The organism is Pseudomonas sp. FBCC-B545, from assembly GCF_059134095.1.
The window spans coordinates 120423-135140 of sequence record NZ_CP101441.1; the positions used below are offsets into that span (position 1 = coordinate 120423).

Consider the following 14718-nt stretch of genomic DNA (forward strand, 5'->3'; position numbering starts at 1 on the left):
CTCGACTCAGGGCGTAGCAGTAAAATTGAGCGTGTTTTTGAGTGTCGCCCAATGAGCTGCCTCGGCAGGGCCCAGGGGATGGGTCTTGACGTAGCTCAGCGCAATCAGTTGGCGGGTGCCGGGTATCTGCATTGCCAGCTGATATTGGTAAATGTTGTCGCTGCCTTTGTTGAAACGGTTCTGTACTTCAAAGGCGTCGATGTCCTGCGTCGGTCCGACCTTGACCGCTTGGGCGGGGGAATAGCGCAGATCCTTGACCTGCTGCTCGAGCTTTTTCAGCTGGCCCTCGAAGTTGCTTTGCAGGCTTTCGCCGTCCGCCAACGGGCTGCGGCTTACCACCAGGGTGGTGCCCAGCTTGGCGAACTTGAGGATATTGATCGAAGTGTCCTGTACCTCGGCATCAGGCAGGGTGAACTGTGCTTCGTTGATCAGGTAATTCATGGTGAAGAAATCTCGTTATTGACCAGCGCCGGGCTTGCCGGGGAATTTTGATTCGACGGCGGACTTGATCGTGTCTTGCACGCCTTGGGCGCCGGGCGATGTGCCCTTGTCACTGCCCAGGTTGATATCCAGCTTGCCCTTCGTCTGGATCTTGCTGCTGCCGGTGGAAAACAGGTTGAACGAGCCACAGGTCAGGTTGATGTCCCCGCCTGCCTTGAGCTCGATCACACTGTCCCCGCACACCAGGCGAAGACACTCTCCGGCTTCGATGGTGTAGTGGGTGGCGGCGCTGTCCGACTTGGCCCCACCCACAATCACGGTATCGTTGTTGCGCACCACCCGCAGGCGGTTACTCCCGATGGTCACCGTCTCGTTGTGGCCAATGCTCTTGTTGCGGTCATGCCCCACCGAGTGGCTTTCATCCACCTCTACCACGATGTCCTGGTTGCGTTCGGCATGGATGTACAACTGCTCCAGCCCCTTCTTGTCCTCCATACGGATTTCATTGAAGTTGGCCGGTGTGCCGCCTTTGCTCGAGCGGCTTTTCATGCCGCTCTGGGTCGCGTTTTCCGGCAGATCGTAGGGCACGGTCTGCTCGGCGTTGTAGACGCGGCCTGTGATGATCGGACGGTCGGGGTCGCCTTCGAGGAAGCTGACGATCACTTCCTGGCCGATCCGTGGAATCTGCATCGAACCCCAGTTCTTGCCGGCCCAGGATTGCGATACGCGAATCCAGCAGGAGCTGTTCTCGTTGGACTGGTCGTGACGGTCCCAGTAGAAGTGCACCTTTACGCGGCCGTATTGGTCGGTCCAGATTTCTTCGCCCTTGGGGCCGACCACCAGGGCGGTCTGCGGGCCTTTGACGATGGGGCGGTGGGTGTTGGCCAGCGGGCGGAAACTCTGTTGGGCGTCGATGCAGGTCAGGCTGCTTTCGAACTGCGCCGAGCCCGAGCCACCGCCGCTTTCCAGGCTTTCCTGGACGATGTAGTAGCGGCAGCCGACGATCAGGTATTCGCGGTTCTGGTCCTGGCGGCTGAGGCCGGTGAGGCTGAACAGATGGCCGGAGCCCAGGCCCCGCGCATTGCCGGCGAACTCGATCTGCTCATGCAGGGTTTGCAGCGCTTCGATGCGGGTGCGTGCGTAGTGTTCGCCATCTGCGCTTTGCACATAGGTGCCCGGGTAGTCGTACAGCGGGTAGTCGCCGGCGGTGTGCGGGCGTGGCATGGCCGAGCGCACGTCGATGCTGGCGCTGGGGCGCTGGAAGTCGTAGTCGTTGAGCTCCAGCGACCCGGGCTGCACCTCCTGCGCCAGATGCCAGTTGTGCATATGGTCGCGTTCGCGCTGCTGCTCGTCCTTGGGGTAGTAGGGGATCGACGCGTAGCCTGGCACGGTGGTGTGGGCGCCGTAAGCGTCGGCCAGCACCAGCACATGGCGGTCCTGCTCATGGCGGAAAAAGTAGTAGATGCCTTCCTGTTCCATCAGGCGACTGACGAAATCGAAACTGGTCTCGCGGTACTGCACGCAGTATTCCCACTCGCGATACGGTCGGCTCAGGGCATCTTCGAAATCGGAAAAGCCCAGGTCGCGGAACACCTGCTTAATGATCTGCGGGATGCTCAGGTTCTGGAAAATCCGGCAATCGGAGGTGCGGCTGAGCAACCACAGCCATGGGCGCAGGGTCACCTGGTAACTGGCGAACTGGCCCTGGTCGATGTTCTGGCTGCAACGGGCAACGATGCCGTGGAAATGCCGCTCGCCGTCTGCCAGTTGCAAGCCCACGCTCATGGGCTTGCCGAGCAACTGGTTGAGGTCGATGTTGGCGTCCAGGGACGTCAGTTGCAGCTCATAGTTGAACAGCCTGCCCAGCTCTTCACCGCCGCCCATTTCATTGAGCAACAGCACATCCGGCCCGAGGGGGCTGGTGATCTTGGCCAGGCGTGAGGCTTGGTTGAATAGCATCGGTTAACCCGTAAGTGTCGTAATAACTGAAGAAACCGAGTCCAAGTGTGGGAGGGGGCTTGCCCCCGATAGCAGTGTGTCAGTTGATGCATTGGGTGACTGATCCACCGCAATCGGGGGCAAGCCCCCTCCCACAATTTTTATCGCATTCCGTCAGGTCAATCGCTGAAGTCGTAGTGCAATTCATTATCCCGGCTGCTGATCCGCACCCCCGCCAGCGCCTTGCCTTCGAGCATGCGCGTGAGGAATTCGCGGCTCATGTCCGGCAGCAGGCTGTTGGTGAGGATGGTGTCGATCATGCGCCCACCGCTTTCGGTTTCAGTGCAGCGCGAGACAATCAGGTCGACCACTGCGTCGTCGTAGTCGAAGGCGACTTTGTGGGTGCTCTCCACGCGCTTCTTGATGCGGTTCAGTTGCAGGCGGGTGATCGCCTTGAGCATCTCGTCGCTTAGCGGATAGTACGGAATGGTCACCAGGCGCCCGAGCAGGGCCGGCGGGAAAATCTCCAACAGCGGCTGGCGCAGGGCCTTGGCGATCTCTTCCGGCTCGGGGATGTTCGCCGGGTCTTTGCACACCTGGGAGATCAGCTCTGTCCCGGCGTTGGTGGTCAGCAGGATCAGGGTGTTCTTGAAGTCGATCACCCGGCCTTCGCCGTCTTCCATCACGCCCTTGTCGAACACCTGGAAGAAAATCTCGTGCACGTCCGGGTGGGCTTTTTCCACCTCGTCCAACAGCACCACGCTGTAGGGTTTGCGCCGTACCGCTTCGGTGAGCACGCCGCCTTCGCCGTAGCCGATATAGCCCGGTGGCGCGCCCTTGAGGGTGGACACGGTGTGGGCTTCCTGGAATTCGCTCATGTTGATGGTGATCACGTTCTGCTCGCCGCCGTACATGGCTTCAGCCAGGGCCAGGGCGGTTTCGGTCTTGCCCACGCCCGAGGTGCCGGCGAGCATGAACACGCCAATCGGCTTGCTCGGGTTGTCGAGGCCGGCGCGGGAAGTCTGGATGCGCTTGGCGATCATTTGCAGGGCGTGGTCCTGGCCGATGATGCGCTTTTTCAGGTGCTGGTCGAGGTTAAGCACGGTCTCCAGTTCGTTGCGGGCCATGCGGCCCACCGGGATGCCGGTCCAGTCGGCGACCACCGAGGCCACCGCCTGGTAATCCACGGTCGGCAGGATCAGTGGGGTTTCACCTTGCAGGGTGGTAAGGCGCTGTTGCAGGTCGACCAGTTGCGCACGCAATTCATCGTTGCCGCTGTCCACCATGCCGGCTTTTTCGCGCAAAGTCGCTCGGGTGGCGAGCAGCTCATCCACCAGGGCTTTCTCGTCGGCCCAGCGGCTTTCCAGGGTCGCCAGGCGTTCACGTTCGGCGCTTAACAGGGCTTCGCTGTTGCTCTGGCGCGCACCAATGGCAATGCCGATGGCGTGTTCGCGGGCGATGATCTGCAGCTCGGTCTCCAGCGCTTCGATACGGCGGCGGCTGTCGTCCACTTCGGCGGGCACCGCGTGCAGGCTGATGGCGACGCGGGCGCAGGCGGTATCCAGCAGGCTCACGGATTTGTCCGGCAACTGGCGCGCCGGGATGTAGCGGTGCGACAGCTTCACCGAGGCTTCCAGGGCTTCATCGAGGATCTGCACCTGGTGGTGTTTTTCCATGGTCGAGGCCACGCCGCGCATCATCAGCAGCGCCTTGTCTTCCGACGGCTCGGCAACCTGCACCACCTGGAAGCGGCGGGTCAGGGCCGGGTCTTTCTCGATGTGCTTCTTGTACTCGGCCCAGGTGGTGGCGGCCACGGTACGCAAGGTGCCACGGGCGAGGGCGGGCTTGAGCAGGTTGGCGGCGTCACCTGTACCGGCAGCACCACCGGCACCCACCAGGGTATGGGCTTCGTCGATAAACAGGATGATCGGCTTGGGCGACGCCTGCACGTCTTCGATGACCTGGCGCAGACGCTGTTCGAACTCGCCTTTCATGCTGGCGCCGGCTTGCAGCAGGCCCACGTCGAGGCTGCGCAGTTCTACATCCTTCAGGGCCGGTGGCACATCACCGGCGACAATGCGCAGGGCGAAACCCTCGACCACGGCAGTCTTGCCCACCCCGGCTTCACCGGTGAGGATCGGGTTGTTCTGGCGCCGACGCATGAGGATATCCACCAGTTGGCGGATCTCTTCGTCACGGCCGACGATAGGGTCGAGCTTGCCGCTGCGGGCCTGTTCGGTCAGGTCGACAGTGAAGCGCTTGAGGGCTTCCTGCTTGCCCATCGCACTTGGCGCCATCGCGCCACTGGCTTCGCCCGGCACGGCGCCGGCATTGAAACCGTCGCTGGCAGTCAGTGCGTTTTCCGGCGAGTCACCGACGTATTCGTCAAAGCGCTCGCTCAAGGCTTCGACCTTGATCTTGTCGAACTCGGCCGACAACCCCAGCAGCGCATGGCGCAGGCTCGGCGTCTTGAGAATACCCAGCACCAGATAGCCGGTGCGCACCTGGCTTTCACCGAACATCAGGCTTCCATACACCCAGCCGCGCTCCACGGCTTCTTCCACATGGGAGGACAGGTCGGTGATCGAGGTCGAGCCGCGTGGCAGGCGGTCCAGGGCTTCGGTCAGGTCTCGGGCCAGGCGCGCCGGTTCGACGTTGAACTGGCGGATGATGCGGTGCAGGTCCGAGTCCTGCAGTTGCAGCAACTGGTGAAACCAATGGGCCAGTTCCACATACGGATTACCGCGCAACTTGCAGAACACGGTGGCGGCTTCGATGGCCTTGTAGGCCACGCTGTTGAGTTTGCCGAACAGTGCGGCGCGACTGATTTCACCCATGCTCTGGATTCCTTGAGGTGGTGGCGTGATCGGCGTAATGCCGGGCCAGGATTAGGTCGTTGGCGTCATGCGCAGGGCGGCCGAGCCAGGTGTTGAAGCCCAGGCGGAACTGGCCGTTGAGTTGCAGCGCCGGTATTTCGGGTTGTTGCAAAACCAGGTTCAAGTCCCAGTCCAATTCATGGCCCAGGTACTCGGCCACCCACGCCACCAGTTCGTTGAACGGCTGGCTGCCGGGCAGCATGCCCATGTAGTCATTGAGTTTCAGCGGGCCGAGGCGAATACGGAATTTGTGCTGGCGGTCCCACACAAAGCGGCCCAGGCAAAAGTCCACGCCCAGCCTATTGGCGCTCACGCCCACGCGGCTACGTTCGGGCAGCTCCAGCCATTGGCCGACGTACTCTTCGATCTCCACCGGCAGGCCGAAGTATTCGCTGAGAATGGCTTTCAAGCCGTCCGGGTAGCGGGTCTGTGCCGACAGGTGGCCGCTGTAGTGCAGCTTGGCGGTATCCGGGATAAGCCCCTGATTCTGCAGGCTTGGCATGCCACGGCCACTCAAGGCGGCGAGGCGTGCAGACCAGTAGTCATCATCCGGGCGGTCGTGGCTGACCGTCGGCCGCGCCTCGGCCCAGGCCCGGTAGAACAGGCTCAGCAAGCGGTGGTGGAACACATCCAGGAACTGCTTGCTGGTGCTGTCGGCATTGTTGCGCTGGCGTTCGCGTACGTATTCGGTGATGTGCAACGGCAGCGGGCCGTTGGGGCCGCCCAGGCCGAAGAAGAATTGCTCGAGCCGCGCCGGCTTGCCGTCGCCACCGGGGTCGACTGACGCCAGCGTGGCCGGGGCGAAGGTGCAATCGGCTTGTTGCCCCAGGCGCAACGGGTCATCCGCCAGGCGCAGGGAATGGCCCAGGCGCGGCAGGTCCGGCGATTCGCACTCGATACGCCGCAGCGCCTGGAAGAAGTCATATTCCCAGGGCTCCTGGTGCATCGCATCCAGGGTACTCACAGGGTCGGACGCCGTCCGGGCTTGGCTTTCCATCGCATGATCTCGCCGCGTTCGGTGGTACGGATCACCGTCTCGGTAAAACTGTTGATCGACACATAACGTGCCAGGAAGCGCTCCAGCACCGCACCGAGCAGGAATACGCCGGTGCCGCGAAACGCGTTTTCATCGAACTCCAAGGTGATTTCCAAGCCACGGCCAAACACAATCGGGCCAGGCATCGGCAGGCGCCGGGTCACGGCCTTGCTGCTGACTTCGCGCAGGCCCTCGATCTGCAATTGCAGGGCCGCATCGTTGTTGTCGCCGTACAGGCGCAGCAGTTCACGCAAGGCCCCGGCACCCTGGCCCTGTTCGCTCAGGGACAGGTAGTTGAGCGACAACTGGCTGATCAGGCGCCAGGCCTTGGCGTCATGGGCATGGCTGGCGCGCGGCCGGCTTGGCCCGGCGACGCAGCGCACAGACAGCACCGGGGCGCTGTCGGCCAGGGTGAAGTCGGTCTTGCCGTTACCCACGCTCATGAACAGCGGCAAGTCGCGGTTGGTGCACAACGCGGTGACACCCAACTGGCGCAGGTCATGGCCGTAGGGCGCCTGGCGGCTGTCCACCAGGCTGACGAAGGTTTCGCTGCCCACATAGGTGGAGCGCGGGCCGTTGCGGCGCTGGTCGCTGGATAACACCCGTGGCTCGCGGCGCACGGTGTAGTAAGCCAGGTCACGGCCATAGCGCGACGGGTCACGCACCGCGTAGAACGGCAAGAACGGCTGTTCCGGCCCAGTGCCATGGCCGGTGATGCCGCTCAATGAGTGAATCTCGAAATCCATCGGCCGCGTGCGGTCGGCGATCACATGGTGTTCGTTGACCCGGTCGGACAAGTGGATGCGGTCTACGCGCTTGGGAAACAGGTTGATCGCCGGGGTGCAGAACGGCAGGAACTGTGCCGCACCGACACTGCCCTCCAGGCTCGGCTCATGACGGTCAAACAGCACGATCAGCTCCAGTTCCTGGCCGTCGCAACGCTTGACTGCACGGCTCAGTTCGGCGAACTCGACGAACAGGAAGCGATGGGGCAGGGCGAAGTATTCCTGCAACAAGCGATAGCCCTGGAATGCCCGCGCCACCACCGGCATGGCTGCGTCGGCATCGTCGAAACCCCGCGAGCGCAACGCGCCCTGGGGCAGGCGCTCGACCCAATCGCCACCGGGTTTGCGTGCAAACACTGCGCAGGCGTTGCCTAACAGTTGTTCGTAGAGGCGGAACGGCTGCTCATCGGCGCCACTGAGGTACAGCGGCAGGTTTTCCAGCTCGAGGCTGTTGAATGGCAGTTCGGCGCCGGTGCGCAAGGTCAAGCGCAAGCCCGCCTTGGCTTTTGGCTCGCTGGCGGCCAGGCGCCCGAGCACGGCGGCGGGGTTGCCGAAGTATTCGGCGGCGCTGACCTGCAGCGGCCACAACGTCACCGGGTGGGCGGTGCGGTACTCGCAGCAGGTCTGGGTTTCGCGGCCCAGGGCAGCACGTAATACGGTGTCGCGGGGCAGCGGGAAACCGCTGGCCAGGGAGCCTTCATCCGGGTCGGTCTGCAGCTGCACCACGGTCATCGACGGCGTCGGCGCCAGGTAATGCGGGTAGGCGATTTCCAGCAGGTTGTGGGTGAAGGTCGGGTACTCGGCGTCGAGCTTGAGCTGCACCCGGGCCGTCAGGTAGGCAAAGCCTTCGAGCAAGCGTTCGACGTAGGGGTCGGCGCAGTCCATACCGGACAGGGTCAGCCGACTGGCAATCTTCGGGTATTCCTTGGCGAACTCGGCGGCGCTTTCGCGCACGTGGTGCAGTTCCTGGTTGTACAGCTCCAGCAGGCGCGGGTTCATGGGCGCCTCCGCTGGTCGGCGTTGACCACGCGTACATGGCCCGACTCCAGGTCGAGGTCGGTTTGCAGCAACAGGCGCAAAGGCACTGGCTGTGCCCACAGGTCGCCTTCGATCTCGAAGCTCAGGGCGTTGTGGTTCATTTCGCCATGGCCGACTCGGGCTTTGACCCGCAAGGTGTGACGCAGGATGCGCGGCTCGAAGGTGGCGATGGCTTGGTAGATCAGGGCTTCCAGTGCCTTGATATCGACGCTGGAAACACTGTTGCCCGCCAGCGCCGGCAGGCCGTAATTGACCACCGAGGTACCGGCTGGGGTGTGCAGCGTGGCATCGGCATCGAGCAACGACGTGGTGTTGAGCAGCCACGCCAGGTCACGCAGCACCGAGGCTTTCAATTGGGTCAGGGACAGCACACGCTTGTCGGCGCTTTCCTTGGGGTTGGTCGGGTCGTCATCGGTCAACCGGTCCAGCAGGGACGGTTGCAGACGGTCGCGGGAAGCGATTTCAGTTACCACCAAAGCAGCTCCACGGACGGGTTGCGAGAGGGACAAGGTATCTGTGGCCGTGGCGCGAGGCCACGGCCACAGGGGCTATCAGCGCTTGGTATTGGAGCGGATGTTCCAGCCAAACTTGATCGCGCCGCCATCTTTGGTGCCGTCGGCTTTTTGCGGCTGGTAGTCGACCATTACTTGGGCGAAGTTCAGGGTGACGTTCTCGGTCAGGCGATCATCGGTGCCCGAGCCGCCGGTGCTCAGGGACGTGACCAGCACTTCTTCCAGGTTGATCACCATGTACTCGACCTGGCTTTCGCCACCGGCCTTGCGCACGGTCAGCTTGACCTTGTCGATGTGCTTGCCGCTGGCGCAGTGCATCATCAGGTTGGGCGAAGCCTTGTCGACGTACTTGGTCAGCGACAGGTCCTGGATATTCACCTTGCCCGCACCGCCGCCACCGCCGACGTGCATGTTGCCGGACTGGGCCATGCCCCAGCTCCAGTTCAATACGTCGATTTCGTCCTTGTGGGCCTTGTCCATGGACTCGCCCTTGATGTCGCCGATCTTGATGAAAATATCAACAGCCATGTTTTCTCCCTGTGTGGACTCTGCCACTGAATTTGGTTATGCCCCAAAAGGGGCAATGCTTTTGTGTGGGAGGGGGCTTGCCCCCGATAGCATCACCTCGGTCTGACTGACAGGCCGAGTTGCCTGCATCGGGGGCAAGCCCCCTCCCACAGAAGAGCGAGAGCGAGTTACTTAAGCGCTTTTCGCCGAAGGCAGCTTCGATACCAGGCGCAGCGACACCGTCAGCCCTTCCAGCTGGTAGTGCGGGCGCAGGTAGAACTTGGAGTTGTAGTACCCCGGGTTGCCTTCGACTTCTTCCACGATCACTTCGGCAGCCGCCAACGGGTGCTGGGCCTTGGTGGTTTCGGTGGAGTGCGCCGGGTCGCCGTCGACGTAGTTGAGGATCCAGTCCTGCAACCAGCGCTGCATCTCGTCCTTCTCTTTGAAGGAACCGATCTTGTCGCGCACGATGCACTTCAGGTAATGGGCGAAACGGCAGGTGGCGAACAGGTACGGCAGGCGTGCGGCCAGGTTGGCGTTGGCGGTGGCGTCCGGGTCGTCGTATTCGGCCGGTTTCTGCAACGACTGCGCACCGATGAACGCGGCGAAGTCGGTGTTTTTCTTGTGCAGCAGCGGCATGAAACCGTTCTTCGCCAGTTCCGCTTCACGGCGGTCGCTGATGGCGATTTCGGTCGGGCACTTCATGTCCACGCCGCCGTCATCGGTCGGGAAGGTGTGGGCCGGCAGGTTTTCCACTTCACCGCCGGACTCGATGCCACGGATGCGCGAGCACCAGCCGTAGTGCTTGAACGAACGGTTGATGTTCACCGCCATCGCGTACGCGGCGTTGGCCCAGGTGTACTTGGAGCTGTCGGCGCCGTCGGTGTTTTCTTCGAAGGCAAAGGCTTCCACCGGATCGGTCTTGGCGCCATACGGCAGGCGCGCCAGGAAGCGTGGCATGGTCAGGCCGATGTAGCGCGAGTCTTCCGATTCACGCAGCGAGCGCCAGCCGGCGTATTCCGGGGTGGTGAAGATCTTGGTCAGGTCACGGGGGTTCGACAGCTCCTGCCAGGAGCCCATGCCCATTACGGTTGGCGAAGCTGCAGCGATGAAAGGCGAGTGCATGGCTGCGCAGACTTTCGACAGTTCGCCCAGCAATTCCACATCGGGTGGCGACTGGTCGAAGTAGTAATCGCCTACCAGGCAACCATAAGGTTCGCCGCCGAACTGGCCGTATTCTTCTTCGTACATCTTCTTGAAGATCGGGCTCTGGTCCCATGCGGTGCCCTTGAATTTCTTCAAGGTCTTGTGCAGGTCCGGCTTGGAGATGTTGAGCACGCGAATCTTCAGCTGCTCATCGCTCTCGGTGTTGTTGACCAGGTAGTGCAGGCCACGCCAGGCGCTTTCCAGCTGCTGGAAATCCTGGTGGTGGATGATCTGGTTGACCTGGGCGGTGAGCTTGGCGTCGATGGCGGCGATGATCGATTCGATCGACTTGATTGCGTCGTTGGACACCAAGTCGGTTTGCGCCAGGGCCTGTTCGGCCAGGGTGCGCACCGCAGTTTCCACGGCCTCGCGGGCACGTTCGGTCTTGGGCTTGAACTCTTGCATCAACAGCGAGGCGAACTCGCTGGTTTCTTCGGTGGCGCCCAGGCTGGATGCGCCTTCGCGTACGGTATTGTCAGTCATGCTTACTGCTCCCCTGCAGGCTTGGGCGCGCTGGCAAGTGCCTGAAGCAGTGCCGGGTCCTTGATCGCCTTCATGATGATTTCTTCAGCGCCGGTCTTGCCGTCCATGTAGGTCAGCAGGTTGGCCAACTGGGTGCGGGCTTCGAGCAGCTGGTTCAGGGAGTCGACCTTGCGCGCCACGGCGGCCGGGCTGAAGTCGTCCATGCTTTCGAAGGTGATGTCCAGGCTCAGGTTGCCTTCGCCGGTCAACTCGTTGGGTACGTGGAACGCCACGCGCGGCTGCATGGCCTTGAGGCGCGAGTCGAAGTTATCGACATCCACTTCAAGGAACTTGCGGTCGGCCACGGGAGCCAGAGGCTCGGCAGGCTTGCCGGCGAGATCGGCCATCACACCCATCACAAAAGGCAGCTGGACCTTTTTCTCGGCGCCGTAAAGCTCGACGTCGTACTCGATCTGCACTCGAGGCGCACGGTTGCGCGCGATGAATTTCTGAGAACTTTGCTTCGCCACGTTGCTGCTCCTGGTCGCTTGAGCGACGGTGTTGTTACTGCACGGTCCGGCGGCTTAGTCGCTGTCCGGGCCGCGCAGGTTTTCAAATTGGGACATGCCGTCGGGAATCAGATTGCGCACGATGGCCGCGAAGTCGGCGTGCACCAGGTTCTTGGCCCGGTTCAACAACACCGGCAGCGGGCTCGATGGCTCGTGCCGGGTGTAGTACGCAAGGATCTTGTCGAGGCTGCGCAGCACGTCATCACGGGTGGCGATATCGCCCGTCGGGCGTGGGGCTGCGGGCGCAGCGGCGCAATCGACCGAGGGGGCATTGTCGTCACTGACGGCCTCGGGATCGCTGCTGCTGTCGGTGCCGGGCACCGCTTGATTGAGGATTTGCAGGGCCTGCTTGAGCGGTTGCTTCAAGGCGCTGAGGTCCACGCCCTGGGCGGAACCGACCTGGTCATTGACCTGTTGTTCGATGGCTTCGCAGGCCGTACGTGCTGCGCTCAAGGCGTCACGAGTGGCTTGCAGGAGTTCGGGGTCGCTGTCGAGGAACGCGGCATTGAGCTGCTGGCTGCCCAGTTGCTCATCGGGGAAGCTCAGCAGGCCGCTGGCGTTGAGCGCGGCGCGCAGACTCACGGGGCCGAAGGTGCGCGAGCGCGTGAGAATACTCTCGCGCAGCAGGCGAATCGTCGTGTCGCTGGTCAAGCCGGACAGGGCATTGATGCGCACGGTGGGGTCGTTATCGTCGTCGGCATCCAGGCGCGGATGCAGGTCGGGCCAGTATTCGCGCAGCAGGGCGTTGATCAGCGTAAGGACTTCGGCCAGCCCGGCCACGCCCTGGAGGGCGAGGGAGCTTTGCAGCAGGAAGTGGGTGATGCGCAGGTCTTTGCTGCGCTGCAACAAGTCGAGGCTTTGCTGCTGGATGCTGCGCCATTCCGGCGGTTCAGCGGGCAGGATCGAGTCGCCCATGCTGCGCTCGGGCTGGCCTTTGGCATCACGCTCCAGTTGCAAGAATTGCGCGTCATACTCCATGTCTTCGCCACAAGGCGAAGTCGCAGAAACGGCGGTGAGCAGCAACGGCACATCCACTGAATTCGATCTCCTTATCAGCCCGCTGAACGGCGAGCAACGCATGCACGAGTTACGCGATGAACTTTGCATGTTTTCTTGGTCATAACATCAGGGCGCCACTATTGCGCCATCACTGATGTTCAAGAAGTTGTGCATTTTTGGTGTAGTACTTATGCCTTGTCAAGGTAAGCTATTCGCCCTCTGTGACAGATGTGCGGTGTTTAACAACCTGCGCGACTGACGGGTCGAAAGGCGTGCCCGTAGAGGATTTTTGTCATGCAAGCCAGTTAAGATCATCGATCATGCTGGTAAAGACAGTTTTGGCGGTCGTTTTTTGCGCGACCGTGGGCAAGTCTTCAGGGAAGCGTGTCCCTTTGGATAGACCGCGCGCGATGTATCAGCAAGGAGGCAAGATGGCGCTGTGTTTGACTATCACTAGTTATCACAAGATTACCCCTGGGCAGTGCCCCGAGAAGTCCATGGATCAGGGCGTGATGGCTATCGGCCGCAGTTCAGAGAATGACTGGGTATTGCCTGACCCGGAACGTCTCGTTTCCTCCCAACATTGCGTTATTCAATACAAAGATGGTCGTTATTACTTAACTGATAACAGTACCAACGGTGTGGAACTGGTAAACGCCGGTATTCGTTTGCGCAGGGGTAATAGCGAGCCGCTGCATGATGGCGAGCTGATCCGCATTGGCGATTACGAAATCCAGGCGCGTATCGACTTCAACGTGCAGGCCGTTGGCAGCCAGCCATTTGCCGGTGATTCGCCGAACAGCTTTGAAGCGCTGATGGGCGCTGTGGCGAGCCCGCCCGCGCCAACGCCGATGATCGCACCGCAGTTCCACGGCGCCTCGTCGATGGAAACCTTGCCCGATCTGTTCGACTTCCTCAGCCCCAGCGCCGTGCCGCCGCCCACCGTGGCCGACCATGTGCCGTCCGAGCAGCACGATTTCCGCCCGCCGGCGCCGGTTGCTGTGCCTGCGCCCGAGCCTGAAAAAGCTCAGGTGCAAGGCTCGGTTATTCCCGAAGACTGGGACCTGTTCGGCGACGCACCCGCGGCGGTGGTCAATACTGCGCCGCCTCCTGCTCCTATTGCCCCACCGCCACCTGTGGTCGAGCCTGTTGCGCTCCCCGTGGCCGGCTCCGAGCCACAACCCGACCTGTTGCAAGCCTTCCTGCGCGGTGCCGGCCTTGACCAGCTGCGCCTGGATAAAGCCGACGCCTGCGCCCAGATGGAAAGCATTGGCCGCAGCTACCGGCTGATGGTCGAGGGCCTGATTGACGTATTGCGTGCCCGGGCCAGCCTCAAGGGCGAGTTCCGCATGCAGCAGACGATGATCCGTCCCGCCGAAAACAACCCGTTGAAATTCGCCCCGAATGCCGATGAAGCCTTACTGCTGTTGCTTCGTCACGGCAACCAGGCGTTTATGGCGCCGGACGTTGCGGTGCGTGACAGCTTCGACGACTTGCGGGCCCACCAATTGGCGGTGATGGCCGGAGTGGAAGCGGCGATCAAGCACCTGCTCATGCGCTTTGAGCCGGCGCAGCTGGAAGAGCGCATGGGCAAGCCCGGTGGCCTTTCGAGTATTTTCAACGGCTCGCGTCAGGCCCAGTACTGGCAGCAGTTCACCGAGCTCTACAGCAATATTTCCCGCGAGGCCCAGGAGGATTTTCAGGACCTGTTCGGCCGCGAATTCAGTCGGGCCTACGAAGAACACAGCGCACGACAGCGACGCTAAAAACGCGTTGTACGAATGGATCAAACGGATAGCTAAGTACGTCATTGAGGACGCAGGATGATTCCCAGGTTTTTACTCGCAGCCGCTACCGCGCTGCTGCTGACGGCGTGTGCCAACGACGCGGTCAAACCCGAAGCGGTTGCCGGCGCGCAAGCCAGTACCACCACTGTCGAGTTGCACTTCCACGCGATTGCCGGGCTTAACCCCGGCGCCAACGGCCAGGCCGCGCCGGTGCGGGTGCGCATTTTCGAACTGAAAAACGCCGCGACCTTTTCCCGCTCCGATTACTTCGCCCTGGCGGACCGTGCGCAATCGACCCTCGGCCTCGACCTGTTGGACCAGGATGAAGTGATGGTGCAACCCGGCCAGCAACTGAGCATCCAGCGCGACCTCGACCCGGCCACGCGTCAGATCGGCGTGCTGGTGGGCTATCGCGAGCTGGACCGTGCGCAATGGCGCACCGTCATCAACGTGCCGCCGCGCCAATCCAGTGAATACCAGATCAGCCTCGATGTGCGTGCCGTGCGCGCCGATGTCGTGGCTCCCCCATCCAGCCCTGCCCAATAACAAGCAATCGGAGCCC

Annotated in this window: 12 protein-coding genes; 2 read left to right on the forward strand and 10 right to left on the reverse strand. The window is 62.1% G+C overall.

Features of this window, described 5'->3' with window-relative positions; all coding sequences use genetic code 11:
* Positions 1-6: 6 nt before the first annotated feature.
* The 10 genes from NMB39_RS00525 to tssA all read right to left on the reverse strand — a co-directional run bounded on the left by NMB39_RS00525 (position 7) and on the right by tssA (position 12405).
* A complete protein-coding gene (locus tag NMB39_RS00525) occupies positions 7-441 on the reverse strand; it encodes a DcrB-related protein (protein WP_057023306.1) in 435 nt (144 codons plus the stop codon).
* A 15-nt stretch (positions 442-456) separates the two neighbouring features.
* Complete coding sequence (locus tag NMB39_RS00530; RefSeq protein WP_494339719.1) at positions 457-2400, reverse strand: type VI secretion system Vgr family protein; 1944 nt, start codon at positions 2398-2400, stop codon at positions 457-459.
* 158 nt (positions 2401-2558) lie between these two features.
* The gene (tssH, locus tag NMB39_RS00535; protein ID WP_198721101.1) at positions 2559-5216 is read right to left on the reverse strand and encodes a type VI secretion system ATPase TssH; all 2658 of its coding nucleotides are present in this window, start codon (positions 5214-5216) and stop codon (positions 2559-2561) included.
* Positions 5209-6252, reverse strand: coding sequence for a type VI secretion system baseplate subunit TssG (gene tssG / locus NMB39_RS00540; protein WP_057023308.1), 1044 nt, complete (start codon positions 6250-6252; stop codon positions 5209-5211). The genes tssH and tssG overlap by 8 nt, the downstream gene beginning before the upstream one ends.
* A complete protein-coding gene (tssF, locus tag NMB39_RS00545) occupies positions 6216-8075 on the reverse strand; it encodes a type VI secretion system baseplate subunit TssF (protein ID WP_057023309.1) in 1860 nt (619 codons plus the stop codon). Before tssF ends, tssG begins: the two co-directional genes overlap by 37 nt.
* The gene (gene tssE / locus NMB39_RS00550; protein WP_005792513.1) at positions 8072-8587 is read right to left on the reverse strand and encodes a type VI secretion system baseplate subunit TssE; all 516 of its coding nucleotides are present in this window, start codon (positions 8585-8587) and stop codon (positions 8072-8074) included. Before tssE ends, tssF begins: the two co-directional genes overlap by 4 nt.
* Positions 8588-8665: 78 nt before the next feature.
* Entirely contained in the window at positions 8666-9154 is a 489-nt protein-coding gene (locus tag NMB39_RS00555; protein ID WP_005792512.1) for an Hcp family type VI secretion system effector, read from the reverse strand.
* 171 nt (positions 9155-9325) lie between these two features.
* Positions 9326-10822, reverse strand: a complete 1497-nt coding sequence (tssC, locus tag NMB39_RS00560) for a type VI secretion system contractile sheath large subunit (protein ID WP_043048103.1) — start codon at positions 10820-10822, stop codon at positions 9326-9328.
* Between the two features lie 2 nt (positions 10823-10824).
* The gene (gene tssB, locus NMB39_RS00565) at positions 10825-11331 is read right to left on the reverse strand and encodes a type VI secretion system contractile sheath small subunit (protein WP_003195557.1); all 507 of its coding nucleotides are present in this window, start codon (positions 11329-11331) and stop codon (positions 10825-10827) included.
* Between the two features lie 54 nt (positions 11332-11385).
* Positions 11386-12405 (reverse strand): type VI secretion system protein TssA, encoded by a 1020-nt coding sequence (gene tssA / locus NMB39_RS00570; RefSeq protein WP_494339718.1) that lies wholly within the window; start codon positions 12403-12405, stop codon positions 11386-11388.
* A 395-nt stretch (positions 12406-12800) separates the two neighbouring features.
* On the opposite strand from tssA, the gene tagH reads away from it, so the two are divergent.
* Positions 12801-14135, forward strand: a complete 1335-nt coding sequence (tagH, locus tag NMB39_RS00575; protein WP_494339717.1) for a type VI secretion system-associated FHA domain protein TagH — start codon at positions 12801-12803, stop codon at positions 14133-14135.
* 57 nt (positions 14136-14192) lie between these two features.
* Positions 14193-14702 carry a type VI secretion system lipoprotein TssJ gene (gene tssJ, locus NMB39_RS00580; RefSeq protein WP_057023312.1) on the forward strand — a complete coding sequence of 170 codons (510 nt, stop codon included), beginning with the start codon at positions 14193-14195 and terminating at the stop codon, positions 14700-14702.
* Positions 14703-14718: the final 16 nt, after the last annotated feature.